This window comes from Campylobacter ornithocola, assembly GCF_013201605.1.
Lineage (GTDB): Bacteria > Campylobacterota > Campylobacteria > Campylobacterales > Campylobacteraceae > Campylobacter_D > Campylobacter_D ornithocola.
This window is the reverse complement of the sequence record NZ_CP053848.1, coordinates 439,062-463,556: the sequence shown is the minus strand read 5'-3', so window position 1 is coordinate 463,556 and position 24,495 is coordinate 439,062. Positions and strand designations below refer to the sequence as shown.

At 31.0% G+C, this 24,495-nt stretch carries 19 protein-coding genes, 2 tRNA genes, 3 rRNA genes and 4 pseudogenes; 10 read left to right on the top strand and 18 right to left on the bottom strand.

What is annotated here, in order from left to right:
* Position 1 precedes the first annotated feature (1 nt).
* The 4 genes from CORN_RS02455 to CORN_RS02440 all read left to right on the top strand — a co-directional run bounded on the left by CORN_RS02455 (position 2) and on the right by CORN_RS02440 (position 3,523).
* Entirely contained in the window at positions 2-1,534 is a 1,533-nt protein-coding gene (locus CORN_RS02455; protein ID WP_066006744.1) for a DNA polymerase III subunit gamma/tau, read from the top strand.
* Between the two features lie 525 nt (positions 1,535-2,059).
* On the top strand, positions 2,060-2,491 hold the full coding sequence (gene exbB / locus CORN_RS02450) for a TonB-system energizer ExbB (protein ID WP_066006746.1): 432 nt from the start codon (positions 2,060-2,062) through the stop codon (positions 2,489-2,491).
* The gene (gene exbD / locus CORN_RS02445) at positions 2,484-2,873 is read left to right on the top strand and encodes a TonB system transport protein ExbD (protein ID WP_066006748.1); all 390 of its coding nucleotides are present in this window, start codon (positions 2,484-2,486) and stop codon (positions 2,871-2,873) included. Before exbB ends, exbD begins: the two co-directional genes overlap by 8 nt.
* Positions 2,870-3,523 carry an energy transducer TonB family protein gene (locus CORN_RS02440; protein WP_066006749.1) on the top strand — a complete coding sequence of 218 codons (654 nt, stop codon included), beginning with the start codon at positions 2,870-2,872 and terminating at the stop codon, positions 3,521-3,523. The genes exbD and CORN_RS02440 overlap by 4 nt, the downstream gene beginning before the upstream one ends.
* A 10-nt stretch (positions 3,524-3,533) precedes the next feature.
* Here CORN_RS02440 and CORN_RS02435 read toward each other — a convergent pair whose 3' ends face one another.
* The 5 genes from CORN_RS02435 to CORN_RS02415 all read right to left on the bottom strand — a co-directional run bounded on the left by CORN_RS02435 (position 3,534) and on the right by CORN_RS02415 (position 7,113).
* The gene (locus tag CORN_RS02435; RefSeq protein WP_066006750.1) at positions 3,534-3,986 is read right to left on the bottom strand and encodes a DUF411 domain-containing protein; all 453 of its coding nucleotides are present in this window, start codon (positions 3,984-3,986) and stop codon (positions 3,534-3,536) included.
* Between the two features lie 22 nt (positions 3,987-4,008).
* On the bottom strand, positions 4,009-4,473 hold the full coding sequence (locus CORN_RS02430) for a hypothetical protein (RefSeq protein ID WP_066006751.1): 465 nt from the start codon (positions 4,471-4,473) through the stop codon (positions 4,009-4,011).
* Between the two features lie 106 nt (positions 4,474-4,579).
* Entirely contained in the window at positions 4,580-5,848 is a 1,269-nt protein-coding gene (locus tag CORN_RS02425) for a citrate transporter (RefSeq protein ID WP_066006753.1), read from the bottom strand.
* Between the two features lie 14 nt (positions 5,849-5,862).
* A complete protein-coding gene (locus CORN_RS02420; protein WP_066006755.1) occupies positions 5,863-6,837 on the bottom strand; it encodes an asparaginase in 975 nt (324 codons plus the stop codon).
* Positions 6,838-6,912: 75 nt separating this feature from the next.
* Positions 6,913-7,113, bottom strand: coding sequence for a hypothetical protein (locus CORN_RS02415; RefSeq protein WP_066006758.1), 201 nt, complete (start codon positions 7,111-7,113; stop codon positions 6,913-6,915).
* Positions 7,114-7,256: 143 nt separating this feature from the next.
* Here CORN_RS02415 and CORN_RS02410 point away from each other — a divergent pair, with 143 nt between their 5' ends.
* A complete protein-coding gene (locus tag CORN_RS02410) occupies positions 7,257-7,901 on the top strand; it encodes a S24 family peptidase (RefSeq protein WP_066006760.1) in 645 nt (214 codons plus the stop codon).
* A 14-nt stretch (positions 7,902-7,915) separates the two neighbouring features.
* Here the strand turns inward: CORN_RS02410 and CORN_RS08585 are convergent.
* Positions 7,916-8,264: pseudogene (locus CORN_RS08585) on the bottom strand (phage tail tape measure protein); the annotation flags it as partial.
* A 471-nt stretch (positions 8,265-8,735) separates the two neighbouring features.
* Positions 8,736-8,933, bottom strand: a pseudogene (locus CORN_RS08435) (phage tail assembly protein).
* A gap of 281 nt (positions 8,934-9,214) precedes the next feature.
* Between CORN_RS08435 and CORN_RS02400 the strand changes: the two are divergent.
* Positions 9,215-9,408, top strand: a pseudogene (locus CORN_RS02400) (phage tail protein); the annotation flags it as partial.
* 352 nt (positions 9,409-9,760) lie between these two features.
* On the opposite strand, the pseudogene CORN_RS02395 reads toward CORN_RS02400, so the two are convergent.
* The 9 genes and pseudogenes from CORN_RS02395 to CORN_RS02355 all read right to left on the bottom strand — a co-directional run.
* A pseudogene (locus CORN_RS02395) lies at positions 9,761-10,324 on the bottom strand (AAA family ATPase); the annotation flags it as partial.
* 712 nt (positions 10,325-11,036) lie between these two features.
* Positions 11,037-11,153: ribosomal RNA gene (rrf, locus tag CORN_RS02390) — 5S ribosomal RNA — on the bottom strand.
* 170 nt (positions 11,154-11,323) lie between these two features.
* Positions 11,324-14,231, bottom strand: a 23S ribosomal RNA gene (locus CORN_RS02385).
* A 448-nt stretch (positions 14,232-14,679) separates the two neighbouring features.
* Positions 14,680-14,756, bottom strand: a tRNA-Ile gene (locus tag CORN_RS02380).
* A gap of 8 nt (positions 14,757-14,764) precedes the next feature.
* Positions 14,765-14,840, bottom strand: a tRNA-Ala gene (locus CORN_RS02375).
* Between the two features lie 95 nt (positions 14,841-14,935).
* Positions 14,936-16,448 (bottom strand): 16S ribosomal RNA (locus tag CORN_RS02370).
* Together the 16S, 23S and 5S rRNA genes with 2 tRNA genes alongside form the textbook arrangement of a ribosomal RNA operon.
* 368 nt (positions 16,449-16,816) lie before the next feature.
* Positions 16,817-17,317 (bottom strand): hypothetical protein, encoded by a 501-nt coding sequence (locus CORN_RS02365; RefSeq protein WP_066006872.1) that lies wholly within the window; start codon positions 17,315-17,317, stop codon positions 16,817-16,819.
* An 8-nt stretch (positions 17,318-17,325) separates the two neighbouring features.
* On the bottom strand, positions 17,326-17,610 hold the full coding sequence (locus CORN_RS02360; RefSeq protein WP_066006871.1) for a hypothetical protein: 285 nt from the start codon (positions 17,608-17,610) through the stop codon (positions 17,326-17,328).
* A gap of 329 nt (positions 17,611-17,939) precedes the next feature.
* On the bottom strand, positions 17,940-18,086 hold the full coding sequence (locus tag CORN_RS02355) for a hypothetical protein (RefSeq protein ID WP_158005122.1): 147 nt from the start codon (positions 18,084-18,086) through the stop codon (positions 17,940-17,942).
* Positions 18,087-18,251: 165 nt separating this feature from the next.
* Between CORN_RS02355 and CORN_RS02350 the strand changes: the two genes are divergently transcribed.
* The gene (locus tag CORN_RS02350) at positions 18,252-18,434 is read left to right on the top strand and encodes a transcriptional regulator (RefSeq protein WP_066006874.1); all 183 of its coding nucleotides are present in this window, start codon (positions 18,252-18,254) and stop codon (positions 18,432-18,434) included.
* Between the two features lie 90 nt (positions 18,435-18,524).
* On the opposite strand, the gene modB is transcribed toward CORN_RS02350, so the two are convergent.
* Both modB and CORN_RS02340 read right to left on the bottom strand, forming a co-directional pair.
* Positions 18,525-19,196 (bottom strand): molybdate ABC transporter permease subunit, encoded by a 672-nt coding sequence (modB, locus tag CORN_RS02345; protein WP_066006870.1) that lies wholly within the window; start codon positions 19,194-19,196, stop codon positions 18,525-18,527.
* A 35-nt stretch (positions 19,197-19,231) separates the two neighbouring features.
* The gene (locus CORN_RS02340) at positions 19,232-20,437 is read right to left on the bottom strand and encodes a saccharopine dehydrogenase family protein (RefSeq protein ID WP_066006869.1); all 1,206 of its coding nucleotides are present in this window, start codon (positions 20,435-20,437) and stop codon (positions 19,232-19,234) included.
* A gap of 139 nt (positions 20,438-20,576) precedes the next feature.
* Between CORN_RS02340 and putP the strand changes: the two genes are divergently transcribed.
* The 3 genes from putP to CORN_RS02325 all read left to right on the top strand — a co-directional run bounded on the left by putP (position 20,577) and on the right by CORN_RS02325 (position 24,485).
* Positions 20,577-22,055: a sodium/proline symporter PutP gene (putP, locus tag CORN_RS02335; protein WP_066006867.1), complete on the top strand. Its 1,479-nt coding sequence runs from the start codon at positions 20,577-20,579 to the stop codon at positions 22,053-22,055.
* Positions 22,056-23,036: a putative transporter gene (locus CORN_RS02330; RefSeq protein WP_066006865.1), complete on the top strand. Its 981-nt coding sequence runs from the start codon at positions 22,056-22,058 to the stop codon at positions 23,034-23,036. It abuts the gene before it with no gap.
* A gap of 78 nt (positions 23,037-23,114) precedes the next feature.
* On the top strand, positions 23,115-24,485 hold the full coding sequence (locus CORN_RS02325) for a hemolysin family protein (protein ID WP_066006860.1): 1,371 nt from the start codon (positions 23,115-23,117) through the stop codon (positions 24,483-24,485).
* The last annotated feature ends 10 nt before the right edge of the window (positions 24,486-24,495 follow it).

Genomic DNA, 24,495 nt, shown 5'->3' with positions numbered 1-24,495 from the left:
AATGCTTCAAGCTCTTGCTGTTAAATACAGACCAAAAAATTTCAATGAACTTGTAGGACAAAATACTGTTTCTACAAGCTTAAAATATGCTCTTGAAAACAATCGTTTAGCACATGCTTATTTATTCTCAGGGCTACGCGGAAGTGGGAAGACCTCAAGCGCAAGAATTTTTTCAAGAGCTCTAGTATGTGAAAAAGGACCCAATGCTAATCCTTGTGGAGAATGTTCTCAATGTTTATCTTCACTCAATGGCTCTAATATAGACATTATAGAAATGGATGCTGCAAGCCATAGAAGCTTAGAGGACATTCAAGAGCTTATCGAGCAAGTCAAATACGCTCCATCTTTAGCCAGATTTAAAATTTTTATCATTGATGAAGTGCATATGCTTACCCCACAAGCTGCAAATGCCTTGCTTAAGACTTTAGAAGAACCACCAAGCTATGTAAAATTTATACTAGCAACAACTGATCCTTTAAAACTTCCTGCTACGGTTCTTTCAAGAACGCAGCATTTTAGATTTAAGCAAATTTCTACTCATGATATCTTAAATCATCTTGAGTGGATTTTAGAAAAAGAAAATATCAACTATGAAAAAGAAGCTTTAAAACTCATTGCAAGAAGTGGAAATGGTTCTTTAAGAGACACTCTAACTTTACTAGATCAAGCCATAGTGTATTGTCAAAATCATATACAAACACAAAAAATCACCACTATGCTAGGCTTTTTAGATCCAGCTAAAATTGAAGAATTTTATCAAGCCATTTTAGCTAATGATAAAGATAAAGTTCTTGAGTTTTTAAAAGAATTTGAAGATTATGAGGCAGGCAATGTTATTGATGAGATGATATTTTTTCTAAAAGAAGCATTTTTTGCAAAAAACAATCTTTTTTCTATGTTAATTTATGAAAGATTTTTTAGAATTCTTTCACGCGCTAAGACTATGTTAAATTCTAGCGATGATGATAGCTTTGTACTTTGCGTTATGGCTTTCATGCTTATAGAGGCAACTTATCTAAAAAGTATTGATGAGGCTATTAAAAGCCCAAAACAAGATAATATACCAAGTCCAAAGCAACAAGAAATTCTTTCCATTCAACAAACTCCTAAAGAAGAAAGGCTTAATCCTTATGAAAATCTCTTAAAAGCAATATATAAAAGAGATTATGATTTAGCTGAAGTTTTTAAAAAAACTACTCAATTTATTTCTTTTGAAGATGATATTTTAAGTATTAGCTCACACGCTAAAGATAATGATAGAGTGGTTTTAAACAACGGTTTTAAATTAATCAAAACATTACTTCATGAACTTTTTGGAGAAAAAACACAAATTAAAATTCAAAAAATAGAAACTATAGATGCTCAAAAACTACAAGATATATTCAAAAACCCTATAAAACAGGAAGTAAAAACTACTCAAAATTTAAATGAGCATTTTGAAAATTTTAAAAAAGATGCTAAAAAATACGATCCTAAAGATGAAACCAAAGAAGCTCTTAACAAGCTCTTTGGTTCCCCAACAATACAAAATTAAAAAATCCCATTGGTTGAAATAAAATTCTTTTTTTCTATATGGTTATAAGTATTTATCTAAATATCTTCACTTTTGCTTTTATAAGATTCTTATTCACCATTAATATAACATTTATCAATATCACAACATACATCCATAGAAGCTTAAAAAGACATATTAATAAATCTCTATTGATATTTATTTTTTATGTATATTTTTAATTTCATTATCAAAATTTCAGTTGTTAAATATAAAAATAAATCATAATAAACAATAGTCAATTCATGATTAAGTTAATTTCTTTTTTTGTATTTATATTATAAAGTTATACTTGTTATATATTTTATTGGCTAACTTATTTAGTATTCCTAATTTATTATAATTTATTAAAAAACCAATATCAATATATTGTAATTATTTTTTCAAAGTTAAGATGTTATTAATTTAAAAAAATAAATTTATTGTATTAATTATGATAATTGTTATTAATAAAAAGTTTAATTTTTAGTAATATAATCACAAAAAATTATATTTAAGCGAGGTTGTATGGAATTTTTAAAAATTTATATTGACTTAATTATATTTATTGTTTTAGGGATAATGGCATTTATTGCCATATGGTGTACTATAGAGCGTATTTTATTTTTTAGAAAAATTAAGCTAAGTGATTATCAATGTCAAGAAAAATTTGATGATACTATTAGCGAAAATCTCACCATGCTTTATATCATTTACACCAATGCTCCTTATGTAGGACTTTTGGGAACTGTAGTGGGAATTATGATTACATTTTATGATATGGGTGCAAGTGGAAACATTGATGTAAAATCTATCGTCATTGGTTTATCACTAGCTTTAAAAGCCACTGCTTTGGGAATTTTAGTTGCCATTCCTTCGTTAATGGCTTATAATGGATTGCTTAGAAAAATATCGACATTGAGCAATGCATATCGCATTTTTAAGGATAAAAATGATTAGATTACCAAAAAATGAAGGTTTAAACATCATTCCTTTTATAGATATAATGCTAGTTTTACTAGCCATTGTTCTAAGCTTATCAACTTTTATTGCACATGGTGAAATTAAAATTAATCTACCTCAAAGTGAAAATTCAAATTCCATAAATGAAAATAAAGACAAAGTGAGTATTTTAATCGATAAAGAAAATAAATTTTATATCGAAGGAAAAACAACTTCCTTAGAAGAAATAAAAGCAAAATTTGACACTATAGATTCTAAAACCTTAGTAGAATTAAAAAGTGATAAAGAAGCAAAATTTGAAAGTTTTGTAAAAATTATTGATATTTTGAAAAATAAAAATCATGAAAATTTTCAAATTTTAACAGAGCAAAAAAGATGAAGGCATTTATAAATAATCATAAAAATCAATCATTTTTTATCACTTTACTTCTTTTTTCACCTTTATTTTTTGTTTTTATTTATACTAAGAATTTTTTATATATACAACACAGCATTACAAAAGAAGAAAAATTTAATATAGCTGTAAAACAATTTTTACAAGATTCACCTAAAGTGAAAAATAAACAACCTACACAAGAAAAAGCAAAAAAACCAGAACAAGCAAAAGAGAAGACTATTATTCAACCTAAAAAAGCAAGTATTTCAAGCAATACCAAAACAATAAATCAATTAAAAGAAGAAACAAAGCTTCAAACAGCCATAAATCAAGAGCAAAATACCCTAGTAAATTCTCAAGAAAGCATATCCTTAGCTAACAACAATGAACTTTTAAAAGAAATCAAACAAGCTATAGATGAAGCTTTAATCTATCCTAGACAAGCTAAAAAAATGCGAATGAGTGGTGAAATTTTAGTAGAATTCACATGGACTAAAGATAAAAATCTATTAAACTTAAAAATATTAAAACCATCAAAATACAACTTGCTAAACGATAGTGCCTTAAAAACTATACGTATAGCATCTAAGAATTTTCCACAGTATGAAAAAACTTTTCATATAAAAATACCATTGGTATATAGATTAAACTAAGCAAAGCTGCTTAGTTTGTCTTGATTAAATTATGCCCTTTATAGATTCCATAAATTTTATAATCTCCATTCTTAAGCATTAAGACTACAGGATACTCCTCTTCATAACCCTGCTCCATTCCAGGACTTCCCTGAGGCATACCAGGAGCAGAAATACCTATAACATCTTCGGGTTTATTTTCCAAAAGCCAAACAACTGCATCTTCAGGAACATGTCCTTCTATGGCATAACCATCAATCACACCGGTATGGCAACTTTGATACATAGGTTGAATATTCATTTTTTCTTTTATTTTTAAAAAATCCTCGCTTTTGTGTATTTGCACTTTATAACCTTTATCTTTCATATAATCAGCCCAAAGATCACAACATCCGCAAGTAGGACTTTCGTAAATATTTAATAATTTATCTCCACCAATTAAAGCTATACTTGATAATGCTAAAACACTAATAATTTTTTTCATAATTCTCCTTTATCTTAAATAATTACATAAAAACATCTGATGTTTTAAGAGTCGCTTTTTGCTTTTCTTCAAATTGTGCTTGTGCTATTAACTGTTTAGGACTCAATTGAATACTAATATGAGAAATTTTATCTTGCAAACTATTTTGTATATTTTCTTTAATCTGTTCTTCTATTTTCTCTTTTATCTTTTCTTTGTACTTTTCATTACTTTCTGTAAATTTTTTCTCATATTTACCAATCTCTTTATTATAATACATTTCCTCTCTGTATTCTTTCAAAGCATTCTCTGAAGCTTCTTTTGCTTCTTGAAACAATTCCTTTAAAGGTCTATCATACAAGCTATTTTTTTCTTGGATATTTGAATTTAATTCAAGTGAAAATGCTTGCTCTTGATGGGGTTGCACGGATTGTTTCTCATTTTTTTGCTTTGAACTAAAAACATCATATGAGTGATTAAAGAATCGATTTTCCTCAATACGAAACATTTTATGCTCCTAAATAAATTTACAAACTATAGCAAGCAAAAAATATTCCAATATTTTTTACTATAAATCTATAAAATTTAATTATTTTATAGATTTATAGCTTATGCTAAAACTTAATAAAAAAAGAAATGATAAAAATCAAAAATAAAGCAAAAAGTTGCGAAGGTCTTTGAAACTTATTTGAATCTTTTAAATTTGATCCTTCAACAAGTGGTATAACTGTTGATAAAGCAGCTATAGGTCCACCTGTTAAAAAATATTGTGCTATAGAAGCTCCACCAGCCGCAACAAAAGCTAAAGCAAAATTATAAGTACAAACCTCCATAGTAGCTTGTAAAAATGGAAGTAAAATAGCCGAACTAGCTCCATAGCTTTGCGTGATAAATCCAGCAAAAACAGCAACTATAAGCATTGCTTGAACGGGAGCTACATTTAAAATTGGTTCAAAAATATTTGCAATAGTTTTAGCTAGTCCTATTTCTTTAATTACAGCACTCATAAATAAAAATGTTATAGTTGCGACCAAAGGAATAGCTATTTTACAAACACCATCTATCATACTTTTTTCTGCATTAAAAATATTGACCCCACTAAGTACAATTGTTAAGATGCTAGAAAATACTCCTAATAAAAAAATAGGATAACCAAAAATAAACCCTCCAAACAAAACAATAAAAGGCAAAAAGATAACATAGGAATTATATTGACTTTTTTGATTTTCCATTTCTTTTATAATATGTTCCATCTTTTCTTTATCAATCACAACAAAATGTCTCTTTCTATATATTTTAGATCTTATAGCAGAACATAAAATTAAACAAACAACTATAAATATAGCAAAAATATTTATAAGCCCAAAACCAATATTAGTAGTTCCAATAATTGCAACTTGAGTAGGATGAGTAAATCCACCAAAGTTACCAAGATGACCAGCGTGCCCATGTATAGCCGCTGAATGATTTGGATTCATACCCAACAATATCGATGGTTTAGCAGTAATTACCGCAGTAACAGATGGCTGAGTAAATCCTGTCAGCATTCCTATTACACCAGCACATATCGCACTAGCAGAAGCAATTCCCTCTCCGCCACCAATTCTTCTACCGAATTTTATAATAATTTTTATGATATCATCCATAAATCCGCTTGATTGCATTATCCCTATAAACATCAAAATACCTGTCATATCTAAAATAACAGGATTTAATCCTGAAAGCAAAAGTGTGTTTATTAGAATATTATTTGAATCAAGCATAGCAATTAAAATACTTATAGTAGTACCAATAATTGCTGTTAGATACAACGGAGTTTTTCCAATTACCATAAGAAAAAGCGTAAAACACATAAAAAATTGTGATACAACCAAATAGCTCATATTTTTTTCCTTGCTTAAAAATACATATAATAAGAATTAAATTCTTTAAAAATATCATCTTTACCAAAGCCATTTGATAGTAATACGGTCAATAGTATTCTAGCTTTTAAACTATCAAAAAAATTTCCCATAATAAAACCATTATTTTGTAAGTCTATTTCGCTACCTTTATATGAATATGTATTATAAGCAGTTGGTCCACTCCCTGTTCTAGATGTAACAACACAAGGTATATTTAAGCTTAATGACTTTATTTTTTCAATAAAATCAAAAGAAACATGGCCTGCCCCAAATCCATTTATTATCAAACCATCAAAAATAGGTAATTTGTCTAAAAAATAATCATCTCCAGATAAACAAGCGGGTATAATTGCAACTTTTTTATCTATTTTATCTGGAATGTTGTAAATTTTATTTTTATAAATAGGACTGATATATCTTACTTGTTTCTCATATATATATCCAATATTTCCACCATTTATAGACACAAAAGTATCAAGAGAAAAAGAATTGCTTTTATGTAAAAATCTTGGTTGATATATTACGTGATTAAAAACAACCAAAACACCTCTTTTTCGAGATGATTTATCGCTTGCAACAAGAATTGACTGATATAAATTACTAGACCCATCACTCCCAAGTTCACTAGGATTTTTCATAGCCCCAGTTACAATCATAGGTACTTCTTCATCCCACAATAAGCTTAATAAAAATGCGCTTTCTTCTAATGTATCAGTACCCTGGGTAATAACTATACCATTAGAATTATTTCTAATTTCATTCTTTGCTACTTTTATGATTTCAAAAATATCTTCAAATTTTAAAGATGGACTTGGTACTGCCAATATACTTTTTGCTTCTATATTTATATTTTCTGTTAAACCAATACTATCTACCAATGCCTTTGCGTTTAATTTAGGACTAACACCTCCTGATTCATCTTTCAACATACAAATAGTACCGCCTACACCTAAAACACTAATTTTCATCAACTCCTCCTTTTTAAAGTAAGCTAAATGTAAATCAATTATATAATTGACTTAAAATTAACTTATTCTCATTATTTATTTCAAAATATCAGGAAGTTCATTAATAATATTGAGCTCTAAAAGTTTTTGATAAACAGCTTTGGTATTTGCTTTGGCTGTATATTTTTCAGAATAATAACCATTAACAACTCGAAAAAGACTCATGTAGTCCAAATCATATTTTTGAGCAAACTTTTTAAGATTAATATTATTATCTTCAAAATATTTTTTTAACAACCCCTATCCTTTCAATTTGTAATTTTTATTTCAAATTGATTTTTTTAAGATACAATTTAGAAATAATTTTTATACATTATATAGTTATTTTATTTATATGTCAATAATTTATAAATAAAATAACTATATATAGAAAGCGGTAAATGGAAAATTTTAAAACATTAGTAGAAGAAATGAAGCTTTATTTTAATGTTACTAGTTTAGAAATGGTGGCTGAGAAATTGGGTCTTAAGAAATCTACTGCAATAGGATGGAGGCAACGAAAAAGGATATCATCACATGCTATATTAAAGTTTAATCAACTAAAATATAAACAAAATAACTATATAAATTCAGTTGATAAAAATTTACAACAAACTGAGAAAATAAACAATAAAGATACAATATTGATTCCATTTTATAAAAACTATTATCTTTCATCAGATTTTATTAACGACAACAATATCATTAAACAAACCATACCTTTTAATAAAAATGAATTAAACAACATGTTTAATTTACAAGAATTTTTAAAGATGGGTATTATCACTATGATAGGAAACAGCATGGAACCCACAATAAAAGAAGGAGAAATGGTTGTATTTCAAAAAGATGATTCAAGCATAGAAGGTGGTATATATATTGTTGAATATCAAAAAGAAATTTTAATTAAAAGATTAAAAAAAAGACCTTTGTGCTTAATTAGTGATAACAAAGAATATCCTATTATCGATATTAAAAAGTCTAAAGAATTAAAAATTATAGGAAGAATTATTGGAGCATATAAAATTGATTATAAAAAATTATAAATAAAAAAATTATTTATATCATCACCTTCACCAAAATTCGCAACCTTTCTAGAATCAACCATTGCACTATCAAAATCAATTCCAACTTTTATGCTTTTACCAACAATCCCACTGCTTATTAAATTTCCTAAGGTAAAAATTTCATCTTGCAACCCTTTTTCTTTGAGCTTTTAATTCTTCTCTTAGATTGCTATTTAATTTAAGGATATCTAGTTGTTTTTGTAAGCCACTAATGCCGAGTTTGGTTTTTGCTGCTACTTTTTCTAAATTATTAAAATCTTTAACTATTTTACCAACAGCACTTGCATTTTTAGTCACTAAACCTAAAACAACACCGATTCCAATACTTCCAGCATTTTCCACGTTCAACCCTTTTTAAGTGTTTGTATTTTAAAATCTTTACCATGAATGAAAAAGTGCCCTTAACAAAAAAAAGATTATCTCTATTCATATGGCTTTGCAATTGTTTGCTATATTGGCATTTTTTGTACTATCTATAGTGATGAAATTTCTTTTTTTGCCAATATTTTTGTAACATTTTTTGTGACCTTGTTTATTCTTCTTGTTGGTTTTTTTCTTGGTTTATCACAGCTTATTCAAGCTTTATTTATAATAAGTTGTGAAATTTTATTTTTTATTTCAAAACTTATTTTTAAACTTTTTAAAAAATTTTTTAGAGCCAAAAATAACCACAAACAACTTCTAAATTCTAAAAAGCTTTAGTTTTTAACAACTCTTTTGCTATTTCTAAAGCTTTTTCAAATTCTTCCAAATCTAAATCTAATACCTCATTTAAACCCCAATTTAAACTATGACTTATAAGAGCTATAACTTCTAAACTATAACTCCTGCTTCTTGCAAAAAATCTTTAAGAGCGTTTTGCAAAGCCATAAAATATTTAAGATTTAAATCTTCTATGTCGCTTTCTTGTTTATTTGTAAGCGTTAGGCTATCATATAAATAGTTTGATCCATTTCTTTATCACTTTTATTGGTAGCATTTTTTTAAAACACAAACATTAGGTGCTTTCATTTTTAACTCTTCGCCACTTTATTGATATAATAAAAATATAAAAAATCATAAAAATAAAGAAATTTGGAAAAACCAATGCAATTATTACGCTTGGGAAAGTGAAAGAAGATAATAAAAAGCAACAAGAGTTAATTAAAATCAGATAAGGTGGTAGGAGTTGCACCTACAATACAGGTCCGATCTCATCTATATTAATGAGCACCTATCGACTACTACATTGCGATCATCAACTCTATCTGATTAAGATAATTTTAACTTTGCAAAACCAAAAAAGAGTTTAAATGGTTTTAGCTTTAGGAGAATTTGAGTTTAAAGCTTTAAATTTTGATAATTTAGAACGAAGTTGTGATTATAAAATTACTGACTTAACAATCATAATGCTTTATTTGCAAGTTCTAAAGAAAGTGAAAAAATTAAAATACAAGGAAAAACATTGCCATTAAAAGGGGATAAAAACACTTATTTAGAAAAACTCCTATTGGCATGTTGATGGAAAATAAAGCTAACATAAAAAAAATAGTCATTTTATCTTCCAAAAATCAACAAATTTCTTATTGATTTTTGAATTTATTTCTACTTTTTTACTTGAATTATTTATAAAATCAATTCTTTTTGCTTAGCTTTGGTATATTTTAATTTTTAAGTTTCTTAGTAATACTTAATATTTACCTACATCATAATTATCCTCCAAAGCCTTAAGAATACTTTTATAAAAACATAACTATCTTATAAAACCAAAAACATTTTTGAGATATAAAAAATAATTTAGTCCTTGTTTGTTATTTAATAGTACTTTAATCACTTTATTGAGGATAAAACAAATATTCATAAAATTGTTTATCTAAAGTTCTTTTGGTAATGCTAAGTTTTAAATTGATAAATTTTAAATCGCTCCAAGCTTGCGAAGAAAAAGCATACAAAGTATTTTGAAACAAAGAATTTTGAATTTGATTTTCTTTGTGATTGATCACAGGGGGAAGTTGAAAAAAATCCCCAACTAATAAAATTTTACCATTAAAACCACTTCTTGTTAATCTATAATAAATCATCTCCATTAAAGAAGTACTTACCATAGAAATTTCATCAATAACCAACAAATCACATTGTTTTAAAATTCGTTTTAATTTTTCTAATTTATCTTTTTGCTTTCTATCCTCATAATACAGCTCATCATAATTTTGACATCTTTTAAAAGCAAAAAAGCTATGTAGAGTAACCCCGCCTATATTAAAAGCACTAAGAGCAGTAGAACCTAATGCTATGACAATTTTTCCTTGTATTCTATATGATCTTATAAGCTCTATGGTTAAAAACGACTTACCAACTCCAGCACCACCACTTAAAAAAACATTATCATTTTTTAAAAAATCTCTTAACTTATTTAATACCATATTGGTATTATATTTTATCTCTCTTTTTATTTTCTTAACATATAGTATACTTTTTTAAACACCCAAATATACAATCGATATATTCTTTTTCACTATTATAAATTCTAATCATATAAATCTTATTCTTGCTTCTAAATAATTTTTAAAAATTAACTCAAAAAAACAACTACACATTAATCTTTACTGAGCATATTTATTTTAAAGTCTAACACTAGTAATTTTGCTTAACTATAATACAAATAATACAATCTCAATTAATCTATAATTTTATAAAAACCTAACATTAAAAGTAAAAAATCTTTAAATAATCACCAAAAATTAAAAACAATAACTATACCAACCTAACCAATATAAATGAAAAACTAAACTATCTAAATTATACATATTAAACCTATTGCTTAACTAAAACTAAAAACAAACTAAGTAATTAGTTATTATTAAAGATTAAACAAAGCACAACTAAAAAAGAATGATAAAAATACCAATCAAGATAATAAAATAAAAACTTAAAGAAATAAAATATCTAAAAAACTAAAAACCACTAAAGAATAAATTTAAAAAGCTAACTAAATCACTAAAAAAATATTAACTAAGATAATTAAAAACAAAAAAGTATAAAACATTAAACTAAAAAACATAAAAATAAAGATTAATTTAAATAAAAATATATAAGAATTATAATTAAAAGCAGTAAGAATAATAAGAATTAACAAGTCCGCAATGAGCTACTTTCCCCCTGCCAGTAAGGCGTAGTATCATCACCCACGATGTGCTTAGCTTCTTGGTTCGGGATGGAGCAAGGCGTCTCCACATCTGTATAATCACGGACATTGTTATTTAAATACTCTTTTAAAATACATAAAATTTAAGAATACTTAAAAAACAATGTTAAGAGCAAGTTCTAATATAAACTCTACCTATAAGTTTCTATCAAACTTAGGTTATTGTTACACATCCAAAGCTTCAAGTAAAAACCTTAACAAGGAAGTGATGCTTAAATAAGATAAGCCAAACGCTCTATTAGTACTGGTCAGCTAAAGGACTTTCATCCATTACACACCCAGCCTATCAAACTAGTAGTCTTCTAGAGAGCTTAGAGAAGATTCATCTTAGAGTTGGCTTCACGCTTAGATGCTTTCAGCGTTTATCCGTTCCAAACTTAGCTACGCTGCGATGCTCTTGGCAGAACAACAGCTACACCAGTGGTTTGTTCAACCCGGTCCTCTCGTACTAGGGTCAAATCTCTTCAATCTTCTTACGCCCACGGCAGATAGGGACCGAACTGTCTCACGACGTTCTGAACCCAGCTCGCGTACCGCTTTAAATGGCGAACAGCCATACCCTTGGGACCTGCTCCAGCCCCAGGATGCGATGAGCCGACATCGAGGTGCCAAACCTCCCCGTCGATGTGAGCTCTTGGGGGAGATCAGCCTGTTATCCCCGGGGTACCTTTTATCCTTTGAGCGATGGCCCTTCCACACAGAACCACCGGATCACTAAGACCGACTTTCGTCTCTGCTTGACTTGTATGTCTTGCAGTTAAGCTGGCTTATACCTTTATACTCTACGAACGATTTCCAACCGTTCTGAGCCAACCTTTGTAAGCCTCCGTTATTATTTGGGAGGCGACCGCCCCAGTCAAACTACCCACCAGACATTGTCCCACTTGAGGATAACTCAAGCTGGTTAGCTACCCAAATAAGAAAGAGTGGTATCTCAACAACGGCTCATATACAACTGGCGTCATATACTCAAAGCCTCCCACCTATCCTGCACATTCTTATCCAAATAGCAGTGTCAAGCTGTAGTAAAGGTCCACGGGGTCTTTCCGTCTTGCCGCGGGTAGGAGGAATTTTCACCTCCACTACAATTTCACTGGATCCCTCTTTGAGACAGCTCCCATCTCGTTACGCCATTCATGCAGGTCGGTATTTAACCGACAAGGAATTTCGCTACCTTAGGACCGTTATAGTTACGGCCGCCGTTTACTCGGGCTTCGATCAAGAGCTTCGCTAATGCTAACCCCATCAATTAACCTTCGAGCACCGGGCAGGCGTCACACCCTATACATCCTCTTACGAGTTAGCAGAGTGCTGTGTTTTTGGTAAACAGTCGGGAGGGACTCTTTGTTGTAAGTTTCTTCGCTTTCGGAGTAAATCCTAATACGAAGCGAACCACACCTTATACCGAAGATACGGTGCTATTTTGCAGAGTTCCTTAAAGAGAGTTCTTCCACGCGCCTTAGAATACTCATCCCACCCACCTGTGTCGGTTTACGGTACGGGCAACATTAGCTAAACTTAGAAACTTTTCTTGGCTCGACGGCATCAGCAATTCTCCTCGCTGTCCGAAGACTTTGAAGAGCCTTTCAGTTCTCGGAGTATTGTTATACGGATTTGCCTATATAACCTCCTACGACCTTAGACTAGCACTTCCATCCGCTAGCTTGCTTAGCCCTAAGCGTCCTTCCATCGCACACTAATGTTGGTATTGGAATATTAACCAATTTGCCATCGTCTACCCCTTTCGGACTCGACTTAGGACCCGACTAACCCTACGATGACGAGCATCGCGTAGGAAACCTTGGGTTTACGGCGTTAATGATTCTCACATTAATTATCGCTACTCATGCCTGCATGCTCACTTCTATTCGCTCCAGCACTCCTTACCGGTATACCTTCGACGCAAATAGAACGCTCTCCTACCACTTGATAAAATCAAGTCTACAGCTTCGGTACTTACTTTAGCCCCGTTATATTTTCCGCGCAAAATCACTAGACCAGTGAGCTATTACGCTTTCTTTAAAGGATGGCTGCTTCTAAGCCAACCTCCTGGTTGTTTAAGTAACTTCACATCGTTTTCCACTTAAGTAAGATTTAGGGACCTTAGCTGGTAGTCTGGGTTGTTTCCCTCTTGACGACGGATTTTATCACTCGCCGCCTGACTGCTGTGATTACATATAAGGTATTCGGAGTTTGATAGGGTTTGGTACATTGGTGTATGCCCTAGCCCATTCAGTGCTCTACCCCCTTATACTACGACACAACGCTATACCTAAATATATTTCGGAGAGAACCAGCTATCACGAAGTTTGATTGGCCTTTCACCCCTATCCACAAGTCATCCGGGGGCTTTTCAACGCCTATCGGTTCAGTCCTCCACTAGTTCTTACACTAGCTTCAACTTGCTCATGGATAGATCACTTCGTTTCGGGTCTGCAGCATCTGACTTAAGCGCCCTATTCAGACTCGCTTTCGCTACGGCTTCGCGTGTGCTTAACCTTGCCAGACACCACAACTCGCAGGCTCATTATGCAAAAGGCAGTCCATCACACTGTATTGCTACATAGTGCTCTGAATGATTGTAAGCAAATGGTTTCAGGTTCTATTTCACTCTGATCACCTCAGTTCTTTTCACCTTTCCCTCACGGTACTTGTGCACTATCGGTCTGGTAGTAGTATTTAGGGTTGGATCGTGGTCGACCCAGCTTCAGACAGGATTCCTCGTGTCCCGCCCTACTCAGGATACTGCTAGCTAAGGTTTGGTTTTCGTATACGGGACTATCACCCTCTATGGCTACACTTTCCAGAGTGTTCTACTAACCTCACCTATTGCACATTGCAGTCCTACAACCCCCAGTGCAAGCACTGGGTTTGCCCTCTTGCGCTTTCGCTCGCCGCTACTGACGCAATCTCTATTGATTTCTTTTCCTGTAGGTACTAAGATGTTTCAATTCCCTACGTTCGCTCCATTATGGTAGTATATATTTCTATATACTGGGTTGCCCCATTCGGAAATCTACGGATCAAAGCTTCTTGACAGCTCCCCGTAGCTTATCGCAGTCTAGTACGTCCTTCATCGCCTTTACCAGCCAAGGCATCCACCATTCGCTCTTAATAGCTTACCTTTTAATTCATTCTAAAACGCATCACTTCCTTGTTAAAGTTTTTATGATAAGACTTTACTATCTTAAGACGGAAAGCATTTAAACACTTAATAAAACTAAAATATTAGTCTAACTAAGCTGTGAGTTTAAAACTTGTCTTTAACTAAAAGCTAAAGAAAAGATAGTTAGGTTTTATCCTTTAACAAGTCCTGTAAAATTGTTTTTATTAAAACTTGCTTGTGACTCTTAACAATGATAATTCAAATAACATTAAATAACTAATCTAATATATAAATATATTCTATTATTTATTTAGCTTAGGCTTTAAAACCTAAAGGAAGTATATATAAAGAGTTTAAATAATTTAAAAATAAATCAATAAAGAAAATACTTTAATTATTTTTATTATTTATATACTTACTTTAAGTTTTAAAACTTTAATTTGGAATTGATAAACAAACCTTTTTTATGGTGGGCCTAACAAGACTTGAACTTGTGACCTCACCCTTATCAGGGGTGCACTCTAACCAGCTGAGCTATAGGCCCTTAATAAATGGTGGAGAATAGCGGGATCGAACCGCTGACCTCCTGCGTGCAAAGCAGGCGCTCTCCCAGCTGAGCTAATTCCCCAAAATTAGCTTTTCATCAATCTTTGAAATCTAAACAAGGATGATTGAGTCTATATATGAACTGATAGTTGTGAGACTTATCAGTTTGTACTCTAGAAAGGAGGTGATCCAACCGCAGGTTCTCCTACGGTTACCTTGTTACGACTTCACCCCAGTCGCTGATTCCACTGTGGACGGTAACTAGTTTAGTATTCCGGCTTCGAGTGAAATCAACTCCCATGGTGTGACGGGCGGTGAGTACAAGACCCGGGAACGTATTCACCGTAGCATGGCTGATCTACGATTACTAGCGATTCCGGCTTCATGCTCTCGAGTTGCAGAGAACAATCCGAACTGGGACATATTTTATAGATTTGCTCCACCTCGCGGTATTGCGTCTCATTGTATATGCCATTGTAGCACGTGTGTCGCCCTGGGCATAAGGGCCATGATGACTTGACGTCGTCCACACCTTCCTCCTCCTTACGAAGGCAGTCTATTTAGAGTGCTCGGCCGAACCGTTAGCAACTAAATACGTGGGTTGCGCTCGTTGCGGGACTTAACCCAACATCTCACGACACGAGCTGACGACAGCCGTGCAGCACCTGTCTCTAAGTTCTAGCAAGCTAGCACCCTCATATCTCTATAAGGTTCTTAGGATATCAAGCCCAGGTAAGGTTCTTCGCGTATCTTCGAATTAAACCACATGCTCCACCGCTTGTGCGGGTCCCCGTCTATTCCTTTGAGTTTTAATCTTGCGACCGTACTCCCCAGGCGGTACACTTAATGCGTTAGCTGCATTACTGAGATGACTAGCACCCCAACAACTAGTGTACATCGTTTAGGGCGTGGACTACCAGGGTATCTAATCCTGTTTGCTCCCCACGCTTTCGCGCCTTAGCGTCAGTTAAGTTCCAGCAGATCGCCTTCGCAATGGGTATTCTTGGTGATATCTACGGATTTTACCCCTACACCACCAATTCCATCTGCCTCTCCCCCACTCTAGACTACCAGTTTCCCAAGCAGTTCAACGGTTAAGCCGTTGGATTTCACAAGAGACTTGATAATCCGCCTACGCGCCCTTTACGCCCAGTGATTCCGAGTAACGCTTGCACCCTCCGTATTACCGCGGCTGCTGGCACGGAGTTAGCCGGTGCTTATTCCTTAGGTACCGTCAGAATTCTTCCCTAAGAAAAGGAGTTTACGCTCCGAAAAGTGTCATCCTCCACGCGGCGTTGCTGCGTCAGGGTTTCCCCCATTGCGCAATATTCCCTACTGCTGCCTCCCGTAGGAGTCTGGACCGTGTCTCAGTTCCAGTGTGACTGATCATCCTCTCAGACCAGTTAAGCGTCATAGCCTTGGTGAGCCATTACCTCACCAACTAGCTGATACTATATAGTCTCATCCTACACCGAAAAACTTTCCCTACTTAACTTGTGTTAAGCAGGAGTATAGAGTATTAGCAGTCGTTTCCAACTGTTGTCCTCTTGTGTAGGGCAGATTAACTATACCTTACTCACCCGTGCGCCACTAATCCACAACTAGCAAGCTAGTTGCTTCATCGTTCGACTTGCATGTATTAGGCACGCCGCCAGCGTTCACTCTGAGCCAGGATCAAACTCTCCATAAAAAATAATTTGGATAAGTTTAATCTTTTTCTTCAAAGAAAAAGTTGATTGTTAAGATTTAAAAATAAATCTTTCTGGCTCAATCGATCACTTATTTAGATTTCAAAGATTGACTATAAGATTTGATTAACAATATTAATAATTTAAAGAACAAATACTAAAAAATTAAGACAAAAAATCTTAGCTTTTTATTTCCCTTTTATTTGAAAAGGAAATGAAATTATAGCAATAAAAGCTTAAAGTTTTATTAAGTATATTAGACAAACCTTTGATTTTATATGCTTAATTTTTACAAGAGTAAATTAAGATAAGATATATTCATTATAAGTTTTAGAATATATAAAGTCAACAATTAAGGTGTTAAAAAGGATTAATAAAACTTATCAATCCTTAAAATATATGTAAAATAATCTAACAATTCAGCATTAACATGTTTATTATCATCACTAAACTGCACTCTATAAAATAAACTTAACTCTTCCATACCGTTTCCATTAACAATAGTTTTATATTTATCTTTTAGTTCTCGTCCTAATAAATTTTTTACTAAATTAGAAGGTGCTTTTATCTCATCAGGTGTATTTGGAAAATTTGCCCTAATGTCTACTTGGCAATGTTTATATTTATATTTAACATTTTCTTCTTGAGTTCTGAAATTTAAAAAATCAACTTTGCTATTTTTCAAATATTCTTTATATTTATTTGCTAATTCGTTTGTATTTACACCAAAATTTCCAACTCTAGTAAGATTTAAACTTTCTACATAGATACTTTCAAATTCTTCCTTAGTTAATTCTTCTAAAAGTTTTAATGCTACTTTATCATCACATTTTGGTGTTGTATCATAACAAGTACTAAAGAAAAAAAACAAACATTATGCTAATTAATATTTTTATTATTTTCATTAAAACTCCTTATTTGTTCTATAGTATTTAAAATTTTATAATTATATTTATTGCTTTCGCCAATAAAAATTTTTAAAAATTCAATTCCAAAATGAGATGGGAAAATAAAATAACAAGAATTTTTCTTATAAGAAAAATTCTTGATTAATGTTTTAATACCTATTGAAATTTCATTTTTATTTGTTGATACTTTTCCAACAGCTACTTCAAATAAATCATTTTTAAAAATAATTTCAAAAGGATATTTTTCACTTTCCATAAAGCTTTATGTTTTCAGCATTCATACACTATCCTTTGCTAAAATTTCATCAAGAATATTATTAATTTTTTCTAGATTTTGATTTCTAAGACTTACTCCGACCATAAACAAATCAGCTATCCACAGTCCATGACCTCCATAGTAAAAGAATATATATAATAAAACCTATTAAAGGATCATAAGGATTCATATTTAAGAAAAATAAAAACGATAGCAATTATTGTAAAATATGAGTCTAAATAAACCGATTTTAAAATGCCCTATAGCAAATCTAGCAATATCTAATGTACCAAATATAAAATTATAAATCCAAAAAACCTTTGTTGGATTTATAATTTTATATTTGATAATTTAAACGCAACTTCATTTAATTGTACATTGTTTAGTTTTTCAAATTTTATATACCAATTTGTAAACCAATGATATTTTCTTGGAAGTTTGTTTTCTATTGAATAATACAAATCTAAACCAACCATTTTAATCCTTATTTATTATTTTGATTTTCATAATTTGATTTTGAATCATTTCGCAACATAACTTAATATATATTTAATATTTCAATTGTTTTTAATAAAGAAAAAACTTTATACAATTTATTTTTTGTAATTAAGGATATAAGCTTGAAGAAAACAAAGCGAGATATGGTATATGAATTAGATATTGATGTTAGCACTTTGTATAATTGGAGAAAATATAAACCAAATTTATACCATATAGTAATGCTTGGTTTTAAATATGATAGTCTCTTAGAATATCATAAAAAAACATATGAAGATTTACTAAACATTGAAAACGAAATTTTAGAAGAAATAGAAAAAATTTAAATAGGCACTTATAGTTATTAACATAATTTAGTTTCAATGATTGATATTCTTAATTATCTATATTTTATTACGCAACAGAATAAGTCTTTGCTATTTGTTTTTTAATAAATTCACACTTAATAAAACAACAAAACTAAAAATTAAAAGTATAAGACTATAAATATGAGCTGTGGTAAAATCTAAATTTTCCATACTTTCATATATAGCAATACTAGCTACTTTTGTTTCTCCACTTAAAGAACCACCTATCATTAATACTATACCAAACTCACCCATAGTATGTGCAAAACTTATCACTAAAGCACTGAGTATAGCCGGTTTAATACTAGGCAAAATTACTTTAAAAAGCGTCGTGAAAGAATTTTTTCCCAAAGAAAAACTAGCTTCTATAATATTTTTAGAAATCATAGACATTGCATTATATAAAGGATTAAACATAAAAGGTAAAGAATAAATACAACTTGCTATCACCAAACCTTCAAAGGTAAAAGCTAAAGTGATGTTAAAGTATTTTTCTAAAAAATTCCCAAAAAAAGAGTATTTTGAAAATAAAATCAACAAGTAAAAACCAACAACAGATGGTGGTAAAACTAAAGGTAATGTTATTATAGTTTCTAAAATTTTTTTTGCCCTAAATTGTTTAAAAGTAAAAACCCAAGCAAGAGGTACGCAAAAACAAAATAAAATTATACAAGTAATAATAGAAAGCTTTATGGAAACTAAAAAAGGCGTCCAATCTATACTTAATAATAATTGCGTCATTATTAAAACTTTCTCAAGTCAAAAAAGACTTGAGATTACATTCCTAAATTCGGCTCCATTTCTATAATTTTCCAAGGAAGTCCTTGGGTATTTAACTCATCCATAAAAGGTTTAGCATCAAATTCCTCCATATTAAACACACCTTTTCCTTGCCAAATTCCTTTGGCGATTAGCTTTGTTCCTATCATTGCAGGAACTCCGGTAGTATAGCTCACAGCTTGTGCTCCAGTTTCTTTAAAGCATTCTTCATGATTGCAAACATTGTAAATATAAACTTGCCTATCTTTTCCATCTTTTATACCACGAATCACACAACCTATGTTAGTATAGCCTTTAGTGCGAGGACCTAAACTAGCAGGATCAGGAAGTAAGGTTTTTAAAAATTCTATTGGTATTATTTCTTTGCCTTGATGTATAACGGGTTTAATACCTAACATACCGACATTTTCAAGGCATTTCATATGGGTTAAATAGCTTTGCCCAAAAGTCATAAAAAATCTTATTCTTTTTAAGCCTTTGATATTTTTTACTAAACTTTCTAACTCTTCATGATAAAGCAAATAACTATCCTTTATCCCTACTTCAGGATAATCCCACTCCATTTTTATTTCCATAGGTTCAGTTTCTATCCATTTACCGTTTTCCCAATAACGACCTTTAGCAGAAACTTCTCTTAAGTTAATTTCAGGGTTAAAATTAGTTGCAAAAGCATAGCCATGATCACCTGCATTACAATCTAATATATCAATATAATGAATTTCATCAAATAAATTTTGCTGTGCATAAGCACAAAATACATTTGTCACGCCTGGATCAAAACCACTTCCCAAAAGCCCTAAAATTCCTGCTTGTTTAAATTGTTCATTTCTTGCCCATTGTTCTTTATACTCAAATTTAGCTAAATCAGGATGCTCATAATTTGCAGTATCTACATAGTGGATATTAGTTTGAATACACGCATCCATTAAAGTAAGATCTTGATAAGGTAAAGCTACATTTAGTAAAATTTCAGCCTCTGTCTTTTTAATAAGCTCTACAACAGCAGATGTATCATCTGCATCTATTTGCTCAGTTTGAATTTCAACACCCAAACGCTCTTTAATAAAAGTAGCTATTTCATCACATTTACTTTTAGTTCTACTTGCTAAAGTTATTTTACTAAAAACATCACTATTCATTGCACATTTTACAGTTGCAACGCGACTTACACCACCTGCACCTATAATCAAAAGATTTTTCATTAATTATCCTTATTTTTTTGAAAATTGTAACAAAAAAACTTTATAAAGCATTGAAATAAAAACAAAAAAATAATTTTTATAATGTTTTTTTAAAATAAAACAAGTAGAATGATAGTTTTTTAAATTTTTAAGGATACTTATGAATTTACAAAGCGTGGAACTTTCTTATCCTATTGTTATTACTTTTATCACCTATGCATTTTTAATGCTTTTTATAGGTTTTTATTTTTACAAAAAAAATCAAAATAGCAAAGATTATTTTGTTGGCAATGCCTCCATGGGTCCTGTAATATCTGCCTTAAGTGCAGGTGCTTCTGATATGAGTAGCTGGCTTTTAATGGCTTTTCCTGGTGCTTTATATGCAGCTGGTTTAGGACAAATTTATATAGCCATAGGTTTAAGCTTTGGTATGTTTTTAAATTGGACTTTTGTTGCTAAAAGATTAAAAATTTTTTCTCAGATAGCCAAAGAGTGCATCACAATATCTGATTTTTTTGAAAGTCGCTTTCATGATGATAGTCATATTTTAAGAAGCATTTGTGCGGTAGTTATTTTGGTATTTTTTACTATTTATATTAGTGCTGGATTGGTAAGTGGTGCTAAGCTTTTTGAAAGCGTATTTAATCTATCTTATGTTTTTGCCTTAAGTATTGGATTTTTGGTTATTGTTTTATATACTTTTTTAGGTGGGTACAAAGCTGTTTGTTGGACTGATATGATACAAGGACTTTTAATGATGAGTTCATTAATCATTATTCCTTTTGTGATGATTTTCGAACTTGGTGGCTTTGGAGAGGCTTTTTCTACAATAAATGATGTAAAACCTCAAGCATTTGGTCTAGATGGCGGTGGTTGGCTAGTTGTAATATCTACATTAGCTTGGGGGCTTGGATATTTTGGTCAACCTCATATTTTAATCCGTTTTATTTCTATAAAAAACATAAAAGAAATTCCCACAGCAACCTTCATAGGTATAACTTGGATGGTGGTTTCTTTATTTGGTGCTGCTATGATAGGATTTTTAGGTATTGCCTATATTGCTAAATTTAATCTTACTTTAAATGATCCTGAAAGAATATTTATAGTAATGTCTCAAGTACTTTTTAATCCTTGGGTAGCAGGAATTTTACTTAGTGCTATTTTAGCCGCTATTATGAGTACTGCAAGCTCTCAATTGCTAGTATGTGCTTCTAGTTTGGTACAAGATTTTTATACGCAAATTTTAAAAAGAAAAACAAGTGATAAAAACATCACTTTACTATCACGCTTAGGCGTTTTAATCGTAGCATGTGTAGCTTTTATACTTTCACTTGATACTCAAAGTCAAATTTTAAGCATAGTTTCTTATGCTTGGGCTGGTTTTGGAGCTAGTTTTGGGAGTGTTATTTTATTTTCTTTATTTTATAAAAGCATGAGCAAAGAAGGTGCAATAGCTGGAATGATTAGTGGAGCTTTAACTGTTATATTTTATAAACATTTTGGTTCAAATTTTATAGCAATTTATGAGATCATTCCTGGGTTTTTAATTGCGAGTTGTTTTATTGTGATTTTTAGTATAATATTTAAAGCAAAAAAACACACAATAAAGCACTATGAAAAAATGTTAAAAGAAATTTAAATGTTTAAGTCATTTTTTTATTCAAGAAAGTGGGTGTTATGGGCTTATTTAGGCTTACTGTTCTTGCTAGCTTCTTTATTAGCACAAACTTCTATTAATGTTGCAATAAATGAGTGGTATAAAGAATTTTATGATGTTTTACAAGATGCGAAAAATCATAGCATAGATGATTTTTACCATTTTATTAAGCAATTTTTATATTTAGCACTACCTTATGTATTAATCGCTACCATCACGCAATATTTTGGAAGCATATATGCTTTTAAATGGCGTGAGGCTATGACTTTTGATTATATTAAATTTTGGCAAAAAAAAGATGATAACATAGAAGGTAGCTCACAGAGAATTCAAGAAGATATTTATAATTTTTCAAAAATCATAGAAAGTTTAGGACTAGCTTTTGTTAAGGCAATTATGACTTTAATTGCTTTTGTACCAATTTTATGGATGTTAAGCACGCATGTTAACTTGCCTATCTTAAAAGATATTAATGGCTCTTTGGTATGGATAGCGTTTTTAGTTTCTTTAGGAGGTCTTGTCATATCATGGTTTGTAGGTATTAAACTACCTGGACTTGAATATAACAATCAAAAAGCCGAAGCTGCTTTTAGAAAAGAGCTTGTTTTTGCTGAAGATGATAGAAAAAATTACGCAAGTGATGAAAATATTTTAAGTTTATTTACTGGACTTAAAATTAATTATAAAAGATTATTTTTACACTATGGGTATTTTAATATATGGCTTTATTTGTTTGAGCAAATCATGGTTATAGTGCCTTTTTTAATTATGGCTCCAAGCTTGTTTTTAGGGGTTATACAACTTGGAATTATAATACAAGTTGGTAATGCTTTTGATCAAGTTAGATCTTCATTTAGCATTTTTATCACTAATTGGACAACTATCACACAATTACGTAGCATTTACAAACGTTTAGATGAATTTGAGAAAAATATTGAATACAGAAAGCATAAATTAATTTAAAATATATCGTTTATTTTAAGCTAATTTTATAGTTTTGATTTGATATAATTTTTCAAAAAATTTATTAAAGGAGTTTTTTTGGACCCCAGTCAATCTTTAGACTTAAATCAAACATTACCCGCTGTTGCCTCGATTGATGTAGGCTATTCCACTTTTATGATTCTTGTCGCATTAGCTTTAGTTGTTTTAAATGGATTTTTTGTTTTATCAGAATTTTCTATTGTTAAAGTACGTAGGTCAAAACTTGAAGAAATGGTAAAAGAAAAAAAACACAATGCAAAAAAAGCTTTAGAAGTTACCTCTAAACTTGACACTTATCTCAGTGCTTGTCAACTTGGCATTACATTAAGTTCTCTTGCTCTTGGTTGGATAGGAGAACCTGCTATTGCTAAAATTCTTGAAGTTCCTTTAGCAAATTTAGGTCTAGCTCCAACATTAATCCATACCATAGCATTCGTCATTGCCTTTGCTATTATCACTTTATTACATGTTGTATTAGGAGAATTAGTTCCAAAAAGTGTTGCTATAGCTATTGCAGATAAAGCTGTTCTTTGGGTTGCAAGACCGTTGCATTTATTTTGGTTGCTTTTTTTACCCTTCATTAAAACATTTGATTTTTTAGCAGCAATCTCTCTAAAAGCCATAGGTATAAAACCTGCAAAAGAACATGAACTAAGCCATTCTGAAGAAGAAATTAAATTCATTGCAAGTGAAAGTCAAAAAGGCGGAGTATTGGATGAATTTGAAACCGAAATCATACGTAATGCTGTTGATTTTTCAGATACAGTTGCAAAAGAAATCATGACACCTAGAAAAGATATGATTTGTCTTAATAAGCAAAAAAGCTATGAAGAAAATATGCAAATAGTTTGCCAATATAAACATACACGCTTTCCATATATAGATGGTTCTAAAGATGTTATTTTAGGTATGGTTCATATTAGAGATATTATGCAAAATGAACTTAATAAAGATAAGAAAAATTTAGATGATTTTCTAATCAAAATGATCTTAGTTCCAGAAAATATAAGTATATCTAAAGTACTTTTTATGATGAATAAAGAGCAAGTACATACTGCATTAGTGGTCGACGAATATGGTGGTACAGCTGGTCTTTTAACTATGGAAGATATTATGGAAGAAATCGTTGGTGATATTAACGATGAACACGATGATTCTAGTCCGCATTTTAAAAAGCTTGCAGAAAATATCTATGAATTTCAAGGAAGATATGAAATTAGTGAAGTAGAAGAAATGCTCGATATACACTTTAATGAAGAGCTAGAGCAAGTCACTATAGGTGGGTATGTTTTCAATCTTTTAGGGCGTTTACCGGTTGTAGGAGATAGAATAGAAGACGAATTTTGCTACTACGAAGTTAAAAAGATGGATGGTAATAGCATAGAACGTGTTAAGGTTGTTAAAAAAATTTCACAAAATCAAGAATAATCCTATTTTA